Below are 17,283 nucleotides of genomic sequence, written 5' to 3'. Positions count from 1 at the left end.
TCGTTATTTTACACCCATTTACCCAGTTTGGAGCAAAACAATGCTATAATAATTTCACAAAAGAAAGGATGATGCAATATGATAGAAAAAGCTACATTTGCTGGCGGATGTTTTTGGTGCATGGTGAAGCCATTCGTCGAGTGGGACGGTATACATAAAGTCACTTCTGGCTACATGGGCGGCCATTTAGAAAATCCAACCTATGAAGATGTCAAGAAAGGGACTTCAGGTCATTTGGAAGTAGTCGAAATTGAATTCGATCCTACTATTTTTAGTTATGAACAGCTTCTTGAGATTTATTGGATGCAAATTGACCCAACAGATGCTTTTGGCCAGTTCCATGATCGTGGAGAATCCTATACAACAGCCATCTTTACCTATACAGATGAGCAAAAGCAATTCGCTTTGGCTTCCAAAGAAAAGCTTGCCAACAGTGGGCGCTTTGATAAACCTATTGTAACCAAAATTCTCGATGCTGAACGCTTCTATCCAGCAGAAGATTATCACCAAGACTATTATAAAAAAGAGGCAGAACACTATCAGCAAGATCGTGCCATTTCTGGCCGAGATGAATTCATTACAAAACATTGGGAAAAATAAGCAATAATAAAAGGTGTCTCACATGTTGGAGACACCTTTTGTACGAAAACAGCTGTAAATTCTTATGATGAGGCTTCTACAAACGATTGCAGAGCCTCAAAAAAGCGCTTACCGTATTTGTCAAATTTCACCTCACCAATACCGCTTACCTGTCGTAAATCCTCCAGTACAGCTGGTCTTTTATCACATAGATCACGCAATGTTTTATCGGAGAATACAACAAATGGTGGTACCTTTTCTTCATCCGCAATCTCTTTTCGTAACACCCGTAAATGTTCAAATAATGGATCATTGTCCACAAGCTTCTTCACTGTGACAGCTTCCTTACGCATAACCTGACGATTGCCAAGTAGTACTTCCTTGCCCTCTGCTGATACATAAATGGTTGGGAATGTCCCATGCTTCACGGCCAATAAACCTTCTGCAATTAAAAACTCAATAAAGTTGGAGACATCCTTAGAGGAATACTGTCCTTTTAAAATGCCGTAGGTCGATAATCGAGCAAAACCAAATTCAGCGATTTTTTGATTTTTAGAGCCAATTAACACTTGGGCAACCATCGTCTTACCGAATTTTTGTCCCATACGCACGACACAAGCGAGCACCTTCTGCGCATCCTCGGTCACATCTGTCACAGCGCGTCCATCATTACAATTACTGCAGCGTCCACAAGGCTCTTCCTGTTCCTCACCAAAATACGATAAAATGGCATTTTGTAAACAACCCTCTGTATGGCAATAGTCGACCATTGTTTGGAGCTTTGCTAACTCCTGAGTGATACGTGCTTCATCCTGTGTTTGTTCAATTAAAAAACGCTGTGTTTGGACGTCGCCAGAGGCGTAAAGTAAGAGACAGGCACTTGGTAGACCATCTCGCCCAGCTCGACCCGCTTCTTGATAATAGCTCTCCATATTGCGAGGCATTTGATAATGCAAGACAAAGCGCACATTACTTTTATCAATCCCCATGCCAAAAGCATTGGTGGCTACCATAATACGTGCCTCATCCTTTAAAAATCGCTCCTGCTCTGCCATTCGCAAATCCTCTGATAAGCCCGCATGATATTTGGCAACTGCTTCCCCGGAGCGACTTAACATATCATAAATCGCATCTACTGCTTTTCGAGTAGCAGCGTAAATAATACCTACTTCCTGTTTATTTTTCATTAAGTAATTTTTAATATAACGTTCCTTATTTTCTCCAATTAACACCGTGAGAGCCAAATTATCACGAGCAAAGCCTGTGATAACCGTTGCCTGCTCGTCAATCGATAATAATTGACGAATATCCTCACAGACTGCTGGCGTTGCCGTGGCAGTCAACGCTAAAACAGTTGGTTTTTGCGGCCACAAAGTAAAGAGCTTTTGAATAGATCGATAGCTTGGTCGAAAATCATGACCCCATTGGGAAATACAATGAGCCTCATCTACAGCGATTAGGGGTACAGTTAATGAAGACAGGGCTTGAAGAAACGTAGTACTTTCTAGTCGCTCCGGTGCAATATATAGAAGTTTTAAATACCCAGCACTAGCTAGTTGCATCGTTTCATCTACTTCCTGTGCTGTCAATGTACTATTAATATAAGCAGCAGGAATGTTCGCCGCACGTAACGCCTCGACCTGATCTTGCATCAAGGAAATAAGCGGCGAAATAACAATGGTTAAGCCCTCTAGCATTAAGGCAGGAATTTGATAGCAAATGGACTTCCCTCCACCTGTTGGCATTACGCATAGGCTTGATTGCCCTTGTAATGTTTGTTCAATAATTTGGGCTTGTCCTTGACGAAAGGCGTCATAGCCAAAATGATGCTGTAGCATTTGTCTTGCTTGCTCCATGTACAATTCACTCCTCGGTTGTTAGACGAAGTAGCTTGTACTCGCCCTGGTCATTTTTTTCTAATTCATACAGCATGATGGAGTGGGCAAGCGCTTCCTGCCCAGCAGCATTCGTTAGTATATATTCCGTTTTGGCTCTCACAAGGAGATGGGATTCTTCCACTTGAATATCCTGTATGCTCGTATCAGAGAAATGGATCTTCGCCTGTTTGGAGGCATAATAGGCAACCATACTTGTAAGGGTTTCCTGTAAATCTTCTGATCCAACGATTGGTTCCATGACACTTGCATCCTGAATGGCCACTGCCCCCTTTAAATACTTATGGAACGTATCTAAAAATAGCTTAATTTCATCCGTATTATAGGCAAAGATATTTTCGCCATATTGGTCGATAGCTTGCTGTACTGCTTCCTTATCACCCTGTTCAATATAAGGATATAGGTTTTTAGATTGGGATAAACGAACACTAGGTGTCATGCCATCTTCAATCCACTCCTCCACAAAGGACTGGACTTCCTTTATTGGCAGTATGTATGGTTGGGACTCACCTTGTTGCTGACGATTAAAATAAAGTCCAACAATAGCCCCGTTGTTTGCCTCCATAACAGGGCTTCCTAAAGGTAGGGCTTCTTCTGCTTGAATATAATAAGCCGCTACTTTATCTTGGTATTTCTGAATGGTATAGGGCATGCCATTGACATAAACTGCTAGCTGATTAAGTTCCCCTTCATAGATTTTGGGCACTTGGACATTTGCTTGATACGAAACTTGTAAAAGGGCCATATTATGTGCTGTTGACATGAAATGAACATCTGCTGCCACTAACTTATTTTGACCGAACTGGATAAGAGCCGTTGGTTTGGATGCGACAAGTGCTCCACTCGTTAAAATGAACAGATGATCATCCTGTTGTTTAATTATAATGCCTGCCCCAACACCATGCTCTCCGATAACTTTTACTTCTGGAATAATTCTTTCTTCTTGCTCGACAATCGATCTCTCTTTGTGGACTTCTGCCTTTTTACTTTGAAACCAGCCTGCTCCTATTTGACTATCACAGCCTGTGATGAGTAAAGCTGTCGCTCCTAACACGAGCACTTTTTTATACATACTTTCACCAAAACTTTCTTTTCATCATTCTCTATTGTCTATCATAATCAAGGAATGGTGATGTTTCAAGTTTACATAATATTATTATTTAAAAATCAATATTAGAAAAATGCAGCAACTTGTCTCTATTTATTTCATTCTACCTATTATTTTTTATGAAACATAACATTTGTTGTGAGAATTGGAGGATAACTGAATCGGAAAATAATTTTCAAAAAAAAAAGAAATAGCCTGCTAATTTCATTGTAATTAGCAGGCTATTTTTATAACTTCTGTCTGCATTTTAAAACGAATGGAAAAGATGAAACACCTGTACAACGACTTTGTTTGGCTTCTAAGGTGTATTCTTGGGAGTATATTATCTATAAATGATGAATGAATGTCCAGTTACTATTTAATTTCAAATGACACCTGTATTTCACTGGTGTTATGGAATATTTGTAACTTTTCCAGATAATTCAAGTCTATGTAATAGAGGTGATTAAAATGAAATCAAAAAAATATTTCTACGGTTTAATTGTATTAGCATTATTTATGATTACAGGCTGTAATATTCAAGGGGGAACTACAACAGTGACGAATGATAGTATCGACGCCGAAGAAGTATTAACTTTGGATTCTAATGCTGATATCTTTCAATATAAGGGCGTAATTTATAAGGCTAATATTGATTGGGTAGAAAAATTATCTTTAACAAAAGATGTTCAAGTCAGTGAAATTAAAACAAAAAATGATACTGGTACGAATTTTAAAGATGAAATGTCAAATAAACTTCCTGTTGGTGCAAAGATTTTTTCTACAAAAGAAAGAGAAGATATTTTAATTATTGAATCTGAGGGAGAAATCAAAAAGTATCTTGCAATCGTTGAAGGGTAAACAAAACGTCTTGTTCAACAAACAGAGGCTTATTTTCCATTATAAATAGCCGATGTAATTTAAAAGGACTTAGTTCATTAAGTGAACTAAGTCCTTTTTTATGTCAAAATCAATGCTAATTACTATGTTAATTGTAGTGATAATTTCATTGTAAAATATGTCGCAATATCCAATGTTATTTTGAACTTTTTTACCACTGAACTGAACGGTTTACCGTTAACGCATATCCTCTTATTTTTTTAACAGTTCTGTCGTTGCTATAATGCCTACCATCAACACAAGAAAGATGACATATGTCCACATATGGTTGCCTGTTATGTCATAGCCAACCCCAATCATGATTGGGATTATGGCACTCAGCATAAAGCCACCTGATAGCACCATCGAGGACCAGCTATTGGCCTCTTGATCGTTTTGAGCCTCATCAAGTGGTAACAACAAGCCAATCGGAAATAGACCACTTAAGACTATGCCAATCAATAAAACAGCTAACCATAAAAGGGTCCCTGATGTGAGCCACAATAGTGTAAATCCAATGACGCCTACTAAGCCTAATGCTCGAATCCAAGCCATTCGATTTGGCCATTTTTCCATGAATACTGGCACAGCCATATTTCCAATCATTTGCACAATTGACATACATGTGAGCATGGTACTAGCTGCCTCTAGTGTCGAGCCTTTATCCTGCAGAAGAGGTGTGAGCCAAGACATGATGGAGAAAAACAGCGACGTTTGTAAACCAAAGTACAGTAAAATCACCCAGGCACGTCTAGATGTCCACGGATTCCGACTCTGTTCAGACGTTTCCAAGTTTTGCCCAAACTCTGGCTGCTCTGTTGGAATGGCCAATAACCAAAAGACAACTGCGACAATAGCTAGTAGGACCCATAGCCCAAGTGCAATGGTCCAACTATTAGCAAAAGCATGATAAAAAGCAACAGTTAACGCTGCACTTAAGGTAGCCCCTACCCCAATGCCAAATGAATAGATACCAATCACTGCCGTAAAACGCTGCGGAAATTTTTTCTTAATATACGCATTTAATATCGGACCAATTATAGCGATAGCCAAACCTGCCATAAAACTGGTGATCACTAGTAATTGATAGCTTTCTTTAAAAAAACGCAATCCATTCGCTACAACAAGGATAACGCCTAACAGTGTGATAGACGATTTCGTCCCAAGCTTTCGTTGAAGAGGTACAGCAAGTGGAGCAAATAATCCCATACAAAAAACGGGAATTGAAGTTAGTAAACTGATGCTCGTATTGGAGACATGCAAGGCTGATGCTAATACGTTAAATAGTGGTCCGATTGCTGTTACTGCTGGTCTCATATTGAGCGCAATTAAAAATATACTTACTACCACCAGTATGAGCGAAACGGTCCATTGTTTTTTCACCATTTGTTCAATATCCTCTCTACTGCGACTTTGACAAGACAATCTATGATCGTGCTACCTCACATATTTGCAGGTGACTCGATGCCCAATAAAGTGAGTGATTCTTTTAAGATGATTGCGACACAATAACATAGTGCTATACGTGATGTTTGTTGTGCATCATCGGCTAATATTTTATGTTGTGCATAATATTTATTCAATAAACGTGCAAGCTGTAACGCGAACTTTGCTATTAGCGACGGATCTGCCTGTTCAAAAGCTGTGACCACCACGTTAGGAAATTGTTCTAATAATAAAATAATCGGCCAAGCCTGCTCACCTAATGCTTCGAGAGTCACGTCATGTGATGGTACCTCGACTTTTTCTAAAATGGAACACAGACGTGCGTAGGTGTATTGCACATATGGCCCTGTTTCTCCTTCAAAATTCATCATTTGTTCGATTGAGAATTCAATATCATTTTGGCGATGATATTTTAAATCATTGAAAATGACCGCACCTACCCCTACTTGCTGTGCTACTTGTTCTTTATTTGGTAAATGAGGGTTCTTTTCTTCAATATTGTGCTTGGCCGTTGCAATAGCCTCTTTGAGCACATCAGCAAGCAACACCACTTTGCCTTTACGTGTAGACATTTTTTTACCATCCTTAAGCATCATCCCAAATGGTACGTGGTGTAGACGGTTTGCCCAAGCATAGCCCATTTTGTCGATGACTCGAAATAGTTGCTTAAAGTGTAGTGATTGCTCATTACCGACCACGTAGAAAATCTTTTCTGGCTGGTAGTGCTGTTGACGATAGAAGGCTGCAGCTAAGTCACGCGTTGCATAAAGCGTAGCTCCATCCGTTTTTGTAATTAAGCACGGTGGCATATTGTCTAACTCAACTACATATGCCCCGTCTGATTCTACTAAGAGTTCTTTATCTTTTAGCTCTGTCACAACGGCTGTCATTTTATCATTGTAAAAGGCCTCTCCCGTAAAGGCATCAAAATCAATGCCGAGTAGCTGATAGATTGTCTGAAACTCTACTAAGGAGACATCTCTGAACCACTGCCATAATGCGAGTGCCTCTTCATCGCCGTCTTCTAACGCTTTAAAGGCTGCACGTGCCTGTTCGTTTAGTGTTGGATCTTGCTCTGCTTTTTCATGAAACTTCACATAAATCTTTAATAACTCCTCAATCGGTGATGCTGTAATGGCCTGTTTGTCACCCCAATAATGATACGCCACGATGAGTTTACCAAATTGGGTGCCCCAGTCACCTAGATGATTGATACGAATCGCTTGATAGCCATTTTTCGTAGCAATATTAGCTAATGCATTGCCGATGACCGTTGAACGTAAATGTCCCATGGAGAAAGGCTTCGCAATATTGGGCGATGAAAAATCTAACACGACGCGTCCCATGGCAGTTTGATTGGTGCCATATAAGTGTTTCTCGTGCAGGATATTGCTTAACACATGCTGCGTCACTTGCTGTTGATTCAAAAAAATATTGACATAGCCACCCACAGCCTCCACACGCTGGATGTCATCACTTTTTAACTGATTCGCTATATCCGCGGCAATACTTTGCGGTGATCTCTTCCATGTTTTAGCTAACGTAAAGCACGGAAATGCCACATCCCCAAGCTCTAAAGTTCTTGGTTTTTCTAATAAATGTTCAATCTCATCCACCGATAACTGTTGATTAAAAACTTCTGCAATACTATTAGCAATTTGTTTATTCATTTTCCCATCCTCCTGTTCAAATAAAAAAGCCCCCGTCTCTATAAATTAGAGACGAGAGCATAGTAATCCCGTGGTACCACTCTAGTTGCCATTGTTATGACCACTTTCCGTTGTTAACGAGGTGACGCCCCGCTATTCTCTACTACTAGTTCGAGAATCTTCTCCAAAGTGCGCTTCATTCATGGTTTCTGTATTAGGCTCACACCATCCCTAACTCGCTTGCCAGCTGTCCCATCAACTACTCTCTTTTTCATCGAATTTTTTTATGATTTTGACATATATTACAGGACTTTCTAGTTGGCGTCAATATGATTTTCATTTTCCTTTTGAAAAAACGCTCCTCATCAGGAGGAACGTTCTTTTTCTACATAGTGAATGACATCGGCCATGATGGCGTACATCTCTTTTAATTTTAAATTCTTATTCTCTTTGACTTTCTTCGCCACTTTTTCCGTGACGATTCCTTTTTCAATCAACGTATCCCAGCTAGTAGCATCGGATTTGCCTAAAAGAACGTCAGCCAAATATTGTGCCATTTCATCTCTCATAATGGCTTCATCACCATTATTATAAACTTTATTAATGACAATTTCGAGCTGATCCTTCTTAGCTGTGGCACTCTCTCCACCAGCACGGAGCATACTCTCTTTTAGCATTTTAGCAAACTTAATTTTTGTTGCCTTACTATCGACTTTTAAATCATTTTCGTAGCCACCTACTACAAGACCGTAATTAATGAGTGTTTGAATGGCTTCATCATACCATTTTCCTTGATACGGATACTCAACAGAAAATGAATCAACATAAGCTCCCTGTTTTTCGAGCTGCTTTCTTAAAGAGGCAATAAGCTTTTTATCCTTGCTCATGTCTCTAAAGCTGATATTCTCTTTCAAAGCTAGTGCAGCCGCAGTACCAGCCGCTTCACCTGTTACCATTCCGGTAGGCACAATACGCGCACTACCAGCTGCCAGTGACGAATAACCGGCTGAGCGTCCAACCACTAGCAAGCCATCAATATCCTTCGGTACTAATGAACGGAAAGGAATGGCATACTGCTTTGGTGCAGCAATGACGTAGCCATAGTCATGAGGTGTCTGTGCTTGCACATCCACTGGGTATGAAGCAATTCCAATACTATCCCACTGATCACTATTTTTCCAAAGATCTGCCATTGGTAATTGATATTCGGCCCAAATATGTCTTGTTTCTCTCACATACAGCTCTTCTGGATAGCTGACAATTTCCGCTTTTTCAAATCCAGGGAAATTTTCCTGTAAATATTTGAGAATGTGTAACGTTTCTTTCTTACCTGCCGCAATGGCCGCTTGTTTGGAGTTGTCATTCAAGCCATCAATGCCAAAGATTTGTAAGGCATTAATAAAATATTCATCATCGACGCGCGCTAAATTTAACCCTCTTAATCTCGTGCCCTCTTGTATAGGCTTGTATTCATCATGTAGCTTTGTGAAGCCCCACATAACCGTATGATTTAAGTTGGCTCCGCCAAATACGTCAGACTTCGCTGCTTTTTTCACTTCATCCCAATCTACATTTTTTAAATGCAGCATTAAAGTCACAGCCATGCGTTTATCCTTTATGCCAATATCCTCTCCACCTACAAAGAAAGGAACATTCGACATTGCAGCAAAATCAGCATCCTGTGTGGCATCTATAAAAGATTTCCCCGTCACAACATATGTACCGTACGCATTTTTTAATTCGACTGAGGTTACTTGCTGTTGATTCACATTCGCTTTCAATACCTCGGTTTGCACTGATAAGGTTAAATTTGGCTCTTCATCAATTAGTTTTTTAAAGGCTGCCTTCGCACCGACAATGCCAAAAGCGTCATTCCCTTTGACAAGCTCATGCCACTCTTTGAAAATACCTTTACTGATCGAGTTATTGTGGCCATCACGAGGGATATCGAGGAAATTCAGCATTCCGTATGTAAATAAACCACCAAGCTCTTGTCGTTTTTCTACCAATAATGTTTTCGCACCATTGCGAGCCGCAGCTACTGCAGCTGCTACCCCCTCAGGTTCTCCACCAATAACGATCACATCATAGTCTGCCTCTATATTGTTTATTGGTTCTGGCTTTTTATACTCATCCACTAATTTATTGTATGCCATAGAGTTTGTTATTTCTTTAATAAAATAGTAGCTTCCAAACCCTAGTAAAACTACTATTACACAAGTGGCTGTCCATAATAAGCCCTTACCCATAAAGTACCTCCAATAGTTAATTTTTCCATAAACATGTTTATTTTATCATCATTTCCACCTCTTGAAAGAGCTGAATGTCCTAATTTCTACATTTGCCTACAAATGTAAGCCTCTTAACCGTACATTAAAACACACCTAATCTACGGAACTTTTCTATGTGAATTGATTTACTAATATCAATGAATACAATGATTAATGAGGATTGGATGCTTTTTGTCAACCAATTGGACAATTGTAGTAATCGCATAAAAATAGTATGAATGATCGAAGGGAACGATCAGCTGGCATTCCAAACGGGGTTATGTACATACACATGTGGTGATTAGAAACCTAAGTTCACCTGATAACAGTCAGCATTATTTTAGTCGATATCTTTGTGAAGAAGCAACCAAAATCCCCATGGTAAATGATGTCATTTCTCTATTCTTTTTCAAGAATAGTTAATCGTACAACAATATAGACGTCTCAACTTTGCAGAAAGTTACATCAAGAAAAACTTTTTAATTGTATCTTTATTCAATTTATGTTTAACAAAATAGGTTGAAAGAACGCAAAACCTTGATTTAATAATGTTTATAGACTATGGAACATATTTCATGATATACTAGAGCCATTGTGAAAAAAGGAGGAACTTGCATGATTCAAGTTAGTAATGTAGGTCTTCGCTATGGCGATCGTAAACTATTTGAAGACGTAAATATAAAATTCACACCAGGAAATTGCTACGGTTTAATTGGAGCAAACGGTGCTGGTAAATCAACATTCTTAAAAATTCTTTCTGGTGAAATTGAAGCACAGGAAGGTCACGTATCAATGGGCAAGGACGAACGTTTATCCGTCCTAAAGCAAAACCACTTTGAATACGATGAGCATACAGTACTTGATACTGTTATTATGGGGAATAAGCGCCTTTATGATGTAAAAACAGAAAAAGACGCGATCTATGCTAAGGAAGACTTCTCAGATGAAGATGGCATGCGTGCAGCAGAGCTAGAAGGTGAATTTGCAGAGCTAAACGGTTGGGAAGCTGACTCAGAAGCAGCTACATTATTAAACGGTTTAGGTATTTCAGATGACCTTCACTACATGCTGATGGGTGACCTTGAAGGCTCTGACAAAGTCAAAGTATTACTTGCACAGGCATTATTCGGTCAGCCTGATGTTCTTTTACTCGATGAGCCTACCAACCACCTTGACTTAAAGGCTATTCAATGGTTAGAAGAATTCCTAATTAACTTTGAGAACACAGTTATTGTTGTATCCCATGACCGTCACTTCTTAAACAAAGTATGTACACATATTGCGGACTTGGACTTCTCTAAAATCCAATTATATGTGGGTAACTATGATTTCTGGTATGAATCTTCTCAATTAGCACAAAAAATGGCACAAGACCAAAATGCTAAAAAAGAAGAAAAAATTAAAGAATTACAGGCGTTTATCGCACGATTCTCTGCGAATGCTTCTAAATCGAAGCAAGCGACATCTCGTAAAAAAATGCTGGATAAAATCGAGCTAGATGATATTAAGCCATCAAGCCGTAAATATCCATTCATCAACTTCCAAATTGGCCGTGAAATCGGTAATGATGTTTTAACAGTCGATGGCCTTACAGCTACTCAAGATGGCGAAACGTTATTTAAAGATATTCGTTTTTCTATGAACAAAGAAGATAAAATCGTTTTACTTGGTAGCCCTATGGCAAAAACAGCCCTTCTTGATATTTTAATGGAAGAAAGAGAAGCGGATGCTGGTACATTTAAATGGGGTGTCACAACATCTCAAAGCTACTTCGAAAACGATCATGATAAGTACTTCGAGGGTTCTGAGAAATCATTAGTTGAATGGCTACGTCAATACTCACCTGATGATGAAACAGAAAGCTTCCTACGTGGTTTCTTAGGACGCATGCTATTCTCAGGCGAGGAAGTAAAAAAATCCCCTTCTGTTTTATCAGGGGGAGAAAAAGTACGTTGTATGCTATCAAAAATGATGCTTGCGACAGCAAACGTTATTTTACTAGATGAACCAACGAACCACCTTGACCTTGAATCAATTCAAGCTTTAAATGAAGGCTTAATTCGTTTCAAAGGCGCTATGATTTTCACATCTCATGACCATCAGTTCATCCAAACAATTGCGAACCGTGTCATCGAAATCCGTGAAGACGGCTCTATTTTAGATAAGCAATTAACATATGATGAATTTTTAGAATGGAAAGATAGTCAAGGCTTAAGCTAATTTCTATAAAAAATCCTCTACCGATCATTAGGTAGAGGATTTTATTATTTATTTGAAATACCATTGCATCGCATTCTGATAGAGAATTTTAGCAACAGCCTGTTCATCAAAAAGCTGTTGAATCAATTCTATGTCTGCATTATTAAAAGGACGTTTTGCTCTTGTGGATGGCAGATCTGTCCCAAACATAAGCGCATCTGGATTGACGTTATAAATAGTTTGTAAAGCTTTTTTGACATCGAGTTCCACACGTCCAAAACCAGTCGCTTTCACCCGTACGCCCTTATCCACTAGCTTGACTAAATGAGGAAGCCCTTCCTCCGATAGCCCTAAATGGTCGATAGATATAGCGGGTAATGCTTCAATGGTTGAAGCAATATCCGGTAACGATTTAGCATCGATATACAATTCACTATGCCAGCCTACCAAATCATACACTCTTCTAGCAAAGCGATCTAGCTTAGATACATCCTCTGAGCCACCTCGTTTAATATTAAAGCGTAATGCTCTTACCCCATTGTTATGTAAATCTACTATTTCTTCATCCGTCACAGTATACGGTAATTGCGTCACACCACAGAATGAGGGACCTAGCTGTGTCAATGCTTTAACTAGATAGGCTTGGTCAAAACCTTGGAAAGATCCTGAAACAATGGCTCCTCCCCCTATATGTAAATGACTAGTTGCCTTTAGATAATCATTTACTATGTAGCTCGGTGGTGTGTATCCTTGATTTTCATTAATCGGAAAGTTTAAATCGATAATATGAAAATGTGCATCAAAAATTTTCATCTTTCAACCCCCTTTCCCTCAATTTAACACATAACAGTCATAAGAAGAATATTGTTTTTCTGCTAATACATCATAAGAAAAACTTATATAATTACAAACTTCTTACTAAATTAATTTGTAGAAAACTTGTTACTTCCTCCGTATGGGTTAAAGGTAAATAGTGATGACCATTACGAACGATTTGAACATTTGCTTGGCCAATGGACGATAAAATTCTGTTCGTTCCCCTAATGCTGGTATGGCAAGAATAGTAATATTACTTTGTTGGTCTCCATATAGTTCGTACTTCATATAAAACCCCTTTCTCTGAAACCGTTCATCCATAATTATACATTAAAATAGAAAGGATGGTATGAACATCCAATTCCATACCATCCTTGTCATCCTCTTTCTATTATTTTATTCCTCAAACTTTTTAAAGGCTAGTACTGCATTATGACCACCAAAGCCAAAGCCATTGGTTAAAGCAATGTTGACCGTTTGATGAAGCGCCTCGTTTGGCACATAATTTAAATCACACTCGGGATCTGGCGTGTCATAATTGATTGTAGGTGGAATGATATTCTCCATGATACTTTTTAAGGTAATGATCGCCTCGATACCGCCGGCTGCTCCAAAAAGATGTCCAGTCATCGATTTTGTGGAGCTTACTTTTAATTGATAGGCATCGTTGCCAAAGACACTTTTAATCGCCTTTGTTTCGGATTTATCACCCTCTGGCGTACCAGTACCATGTGCATTGATATAATCGACAGCTGATACATCAATTTCGCCCATTTTTAAAGCTAAATTCATGGCATTGGCAGCTCCCGTATAATCCGGTGATGTAATATGATAAGCATCTGTCGTAACTCCATAGCCTACTATCTCTCCAAGAATGGTTGCACCTCTTTGTTTGGCATGTTCATATTCCTCTAGGAACACGATTCCAGCCCCCTCTGACATGACAAAGCCATCTCGTGCGCTATCAAATGGACGACTCGCTTTTGTTGGCTCCTCATTTCTTGTAGACATAGCTTTCATACGTGAGAATCCTGCAAAGCTTAGTGGATTAATGGGTGCCTCTGCTCCACCTGCCAAAATACCATCAGCATAGCCATGTCGAATAGCTAAAAAAGCTTCACCAATGGCTTGGTTTCCAGTTGCACAAGCTGAAACAGGTGAAAAGCTCGGCCCTTTAAAGCCTGTTTTAATCGCTAGTATCCCTGCAGCCATATTACTAATCATCATCGGCACCATAAATGGTGACACCTTCCTTGGGCCGTTTTCGATGAACGCTTGATGATTCGCTAGAATGGTATCTATGCCCCCAATACCCGAGCCAATATATACACCTAGTCGCTCCTTATCGACCTGTTCCATGTTTAGATTTGCTTGCTCTAAAGCCTGCTGTGAAGCGGCAATAGCATATTGAACAAATCGATCATACTTACTCAGTTCTTTTTTATCCATATATTGCGCTGCATCAAAATCCGTGATGGTACCTGCAATTTGGGTGTTAATCCCGCTAAATTCCTCTGCATGAATTTTATCAATTCCTGACTTTCCTTCTTTAATGTTTTCCCATAAGGCTGATACTGTGTTACCTAAAGGGGAGACCACCCCATATCCTGTGACTACGACTCTACGTACCATGGACATCGCTCCTTTTCATTTACTTTAATAGTTCCTTTAATTGCTCCAGCGTTTTCTGAAAGAAATCTTCACCTAAAACACGTTTATATTGTAAAGCACCTTTTGTACTGGAAATGAGTAGCATAGCCAATGACGCTAAATCCTCCTCATTTGTCGATTTCAGTGCACCATGTTGTTTTGCCTCTTTCAATAACACTACAAAGACATCGATTTCCATTTGACTAAGCTCTTGAATCTTTTCTTGCATAGATGGTGATAATTCTTGATAGTCTGCCTGTAGAGCAGAAATCGGGCAAACTCCATCTTGCTCAAGAAATTGTACACGTCGCAAAATAAAAGCGAAAGGCTTTTCCACAGCTGGCATAGAAGATTCTTTAATGAATGTATATGCCCCCTCTAAACCATGCTGAATTCTTTCGCAAACAGCAACACCTAAATCCCCTTTCTTTTCAAAATGATAGTGAATACTTGCCTTTGTAACGCCTAGCTCTTTTGCTAAATGATCATAACTAAATGATGTGAAACCTTTTTCTTGAATATTCTTTAATGTTAATTCAATTATTTGTGATTTTCTATTTGTCATGGCTTTATACTAACTTACTAGTAGGTAAGTGTCAAATAAAAAAATGCAGCAGATTATTTACTTATCTGCTGCATCATTGCTTATTGCATTTCTTTTGTTGGTCCCATAACACCTGGAACTGGTAAACCTGCTTGACGCAATAAGACTGTCATTTGTCCACGATGATGTGTTTGATGATCGATTAATACTCGTAATAGAGCGCCTTTTGGCATTGGAGCTTTAAAACCAGTGACAACTTCTAGTAAGTCCTCATTTGAAAGCTTTGCGACTGCCTCACTTACACCGTTTGCAACCTTTTCATAAGCAGCTACGATTTCAGCAGCTGTTGTTGGTACTGGATCTTCTTGACGAATCGATGGCACGTTTAAGCCAGCTAGATAACTAAAATAACCTGCTGAACCGACTAAATGCCAGCCCAACCAGCCAAGTGTACTGTGACCCTCCACAATACTTTGATCTAATTTGTCATCTGTTAAAGCTTGTAACACATTTAATGTTCCATTAGATGCATTCGACCATTCCTGTAAAAAATCATCTACATGTCTATACATATGTGTGCCCCCCATTTTTTAACTTCATTTCTATCATAGTTAATTTTCTCCCTTGTTACAAGTTTCTTGTTTTGTTTACATAATAATATTATAAGTTGTTATCTCTTTTCATTCGTATAACCGTCCCCATTCACGTATAATGAAAGAAAATAGCAAAGGAGTTTGCCTATGAGACATCATGTCCTAGTACTTTCTCTTGCATTTTTATTCTTCGGTTGTAGTGAAGAAGTCAACAAAGAATCAGAACAATCACCATTGCCTGTGGAGGACAAGCAACCTGTAGAACAAGATCAAACATCACTTCTATCCTATTTTCCACCTGATGGCTCAACCGCCTATTTTCAAGGGGAAGGCAATGAATTTGCCAGCTATACCCTGCAAACTTCCTATCTCGATTCACAACACATTGTACAAATTGAGGATAATGGTGGAGTAACTCTTTTAAAAATCTATCGCATTTCCGATTCAAGTATTGACCTAGTCTATCGTGAACCTGTTGACAGTGAGCCAAGCCTACCAAGTGCGACAGAGGCTGCATCTTACCCAGTACTAGAAACAATTCTGCAAAAGCCCCTAAAAGTGGGGACAAGCTTTCAAGGCTGGACCATCCAATCAACGACTGCCACAGTTCATACAGGCACTACAGTCTATCAAAATGCCATCCAGCTATTACGCACCGATGATAAAGTCACGACGACCAAATATTTTGCGCATGGCATAGGCTTAATTCGTTCAGAAGATACGATGGAGACCGATCAAGAAGAACCGTTTGTTGTGACATCTACCTTGCAAAAAATAGAGTAATTTGCTGTTAACAGGCGTCCTGCTTGGGCGTCTGTTTTTTAGCTAAGGGGGCCTTATATGAGTGATATACATAATGCAACAACGAAAGAAGAAGAATTGACGGAAGAAGAATTTATTGAACTCGTACTTGAGGAGCAGCAAAAAGCATTAGCACAAGAACGAGAAGAACGCTTCCATGGTAGGAAACCCAAGAAACAAAAACCTTTCGTACGCTGGATCGTATGGGGGATCGCTTTGATGCTGTTTTTCAATACTTTTGCGCTAATTTTTCAAATTTACTCCATCCCTGCCATTGAATTTATGAAGGTGTCGACACGACTCTCAGCACAAGAAGATATCCAAACGTATAAAAAGGCTATCGTTGAAATTTCGACAGGCTCGAGTAAAGGGACAGGTTTTGCCGTCTCTTCTGATGGTCTAATTGTCACCAATGCTCACGTAGTAGAACATGCAACGACATTATCTGTTGTATTTCCAGATGAGGGACTGATGGAAGCTACATTAATTGAGAGCTATCCAGCTATCGACTTAGCTTTAATACAAGTGCAAGCTGAGCAACTCCCCTATCTTCCTCTTGCTGAAGATCCACCGTTTTCACCTGATGAACATGTCTATTTTATTGGTAACCCTCTTGCCTTCACGGGTATAGCCAATGAAGGGACATTACTCGAACCAATCCAATTAGAGGATTGGCAAGAACCAGTGGTGATGTTACAAGCACCTGTTTATCGTGGAAATAGTGGTAGCCCAGTAATTGATCAATATGGCGAGGTCATTGGCATTATCTTTGCAACGATGAAATATGAACCTATTGGACGTGTCGGCCTATTTGTACCAGTTCAACAGCTCCATCATGTACTGGAACAACATAAAAAATGAACCTGCTTACACAG

Annotated in this window: 15 protein-coding genes and 1 other annotated feature; of the genes, 5 read left to right on the top strand and 10 right to left on the bottom strand. The window is 39.4% G+C overall.

All coding sequences use genetic code 11. The features are described 5' to 3' along the window. Positions 1-78: 78 nt before the first annotated feature. Positions 79-600, top strand: coding sequence for a peptide-methionine (S)-S-oxide reductase MsrA (msrA, locus tag OU989_RS10890; protein ID WP_274797182.1), 522 nt, complete (start codon positions 79-81; stop codon positions 598-600). Between the two features lie 62 nt (positions 601-662). On the opposite strand, the gene recQ is transcribed toward msrA, so the two are convergent. Together recQ and OU989_RS10880 are read right to left on the bottom strand one after the other, a co-directional pair. Beyond that, positions 663-2,435 (bottom strand): DNA helicase RecQ, encoded by a 1,773-nt coding sequence (recQ, locus tag OU989_RS10885; RefSeq protein ID WP_274797181.1) that lies wholly within the window; start codon positions 2,433-2,435, stop codon positions 663-665. A 7-nt stretch (positions 2,436-2,442) separates the two neighbouring features. Then, positions 2,443-3,546, bottom strand: coding sequence for a TcaA NTF2-like domain-containing protein (locus OU989_RS10880; protein ID WP_274797180.1), 1,104 nt, complete (start codon positions 3,544-3,546; stop codon positions 2,443-2,445). Positions 3,547-4,032: 486 nt separating this feature from the next. On the opposite strand from OU989_RS10880, the gene OU989_RS10875 reads away from it, so the two are divergent. After that, entirely contained in the window at positions 4,033-4,422 is a 390-nt protein-coding gene (locus tag OU989_RS10875; protein WP_274797179.1) for a hypothetical protein, read from the top strand. 231 nt (positions 4,423-4,653) lie between these two features. On the opposite strand, the gene OU989_RS10870 is transcribed toward OU989_RS10875, so the two are convergent. The 3 genes from OU989_RS10870 to OU989_RS10860 all read right to left on the bottom strand — a co-directional run bounded on the left by OU989_RS10870 (position 4,654) and on the right by OU989_RS10860 (position 9,784). Continuing rightward, positions 4,654-5,826 (bottom strand): MFS transporter, encoded by a 1,173-nt coding sequence (locus tag OU989_RS10870; RefSeq protein WP_274797178.1) that lies wholly within the window; start codon positions 5,824-5,826, stop codon positions 4,654-4,656. 56 nt (positions 5,827-5,882) lie between these two features. Continuing rightward, on the bottom strand, positions 5,883-7,556 hold the full coding sequence (gene argS / locus OU989_RS10865) for an arginine--tRNA ligase (protein WP_274797177.1): 1,674 nt from the start codon (positions 7,554-7,556) through the stop codon (positions 5,883-5,885). A gap of 44 nt (positions 7,557-7,600) precedes the next feature. Continuing rightward, positions 7,601-7,819 (bottom strand) — a binding site (T-box leader). An 81-nt stretch (positions 7,820-7,900) separates the two neighbouring features. Next, on the bottom strand, positions 7,901-9,784 hold the full coding sequence (locus OU989_RS10860; protein ID WP_274797176.1) for an FAD-dependent oxidoreductase: 1,884 nt from the start codon (positions 9,782-9,784) through the stop codon (positions 7,901-7,903). Between the two features lie 636 nt (positions 9,785-10,420). Here OU989_RS10860 and OU989_RS10855 point away from each other — a divergent pair. Then, on the top strand, positions 10,421-12,025 hold the full coding sequence (locus OU989_RS10855; RefSeq protein ID WP_274797175.1) for an ABC-F family ATP-binding cassette domain-containing protein: 1,605 nt from the start codon (positions 10,421-10,423) through the stop codon (positions 12,023-12,025). Positions 12,026-12,073: 48 nt separating this feature from the next. On the opposite strand, the gene OU989_RS10850 is transcribed toward OU989_RS10855, so the two are convergent. From OU989_RS10850 to OU989_RS10830, 5 genes are all read right to left on the bottom strand, one after another. Continuing rightward, positions 12,074-12,817, bottom strand: a complete 744-nt coding sequence (locus OU989_RS10850; protein ID WP_274797174.1) for an amidohydrolase family protein — start codon at positions 12,815-12,817, stop codon at positions 12,074-12,076. Positions 12,818-12,964: 147 nt separating this feature from the next. Beyond that, on the bottom strand, positions 12,965-13,108 hold the full coding sequence (locus OU989_RS10845; protein ID WP_274797173.1) for a hypothetical protein: 144 nt from the start codon (positions 13,106-13,108) through the stop codon (positions 12,965-12,967). A gap of 108 nt (positions 13,109-13,216) precedes the next feature. Then, positions 13,217-14,452, bottom strand: a complete 1,236-nt coding sequence (gene fabF / locus OU989_RS10840; protein WP_274797172.1) for a beta-ketoacyl-ACP synthase II — start codon at positions 14,450-14,452, stop codon at positions 13,217-13,219. A 19-nt stretch (positions 14,453-14,471) separates the two neighbouring features. After that, positions 14,472-15,035: a TetR/AcrR family transcriptional regulator gene (locus tag OU989_RS10835; protein ID WP_274797171.1), complete on the bottom strand. Its 564-nt coding sequence runs from the start codon at positions 15,033-15,035 to the stop codon at positions 14,472-14,474. 80 nt (positions 15,036-15,115) lie between these two features. Then, on the bottom strand, positions 15,116-15,586 hold the full coding sequence (locus OU989_RS10830) for a DinB family protein (protein ID WP_274797170.1): 471 nt from the start codon (positions 15,584-15,586) through the stop codon (positions 15,116-15,118). 168 nt (positions 15,587-15,754) lie between these two features. Here OU989_RS10830 and OU989_RS10825 point away from each other — a divergent pair, with 168 nt between their 5' ends. Further along, on the top strand, positions 15,755-16,390 hold the full coding sequence (locus OU989_RS10825; RefSeq protein WP_274797169.1) for a hypothetical protein: 636 nt from the start codon (positions 15,755-15,757) through the stop codon (positions 16,388-16,390). A 57-nt stretch (positions 16,391-16,447) separates the two neighbouring features. Next, entirely contained in the window at positions 16,448-17,269 is an 822-nt protein-coding gene (locus tag OU989_RS10820) for a S1C family serine protease (protein ID WP_274797168.1), read from the top strand. Positions 17,270-17,283 lie beyond the last annotated feature (14 nt).

Source organism: Lysinibacillus irui, from assembly GCF_028877475.1.
Classification (GTDB): Bacteria; Bacillota; Bacilli; order Bacillales_A; family Planococcaceae; genus Lysinibacillus; species Lysinibacillus irui.
This window is presented reverse-complemented; position numbering and strand designations above follow the sequence as displayed.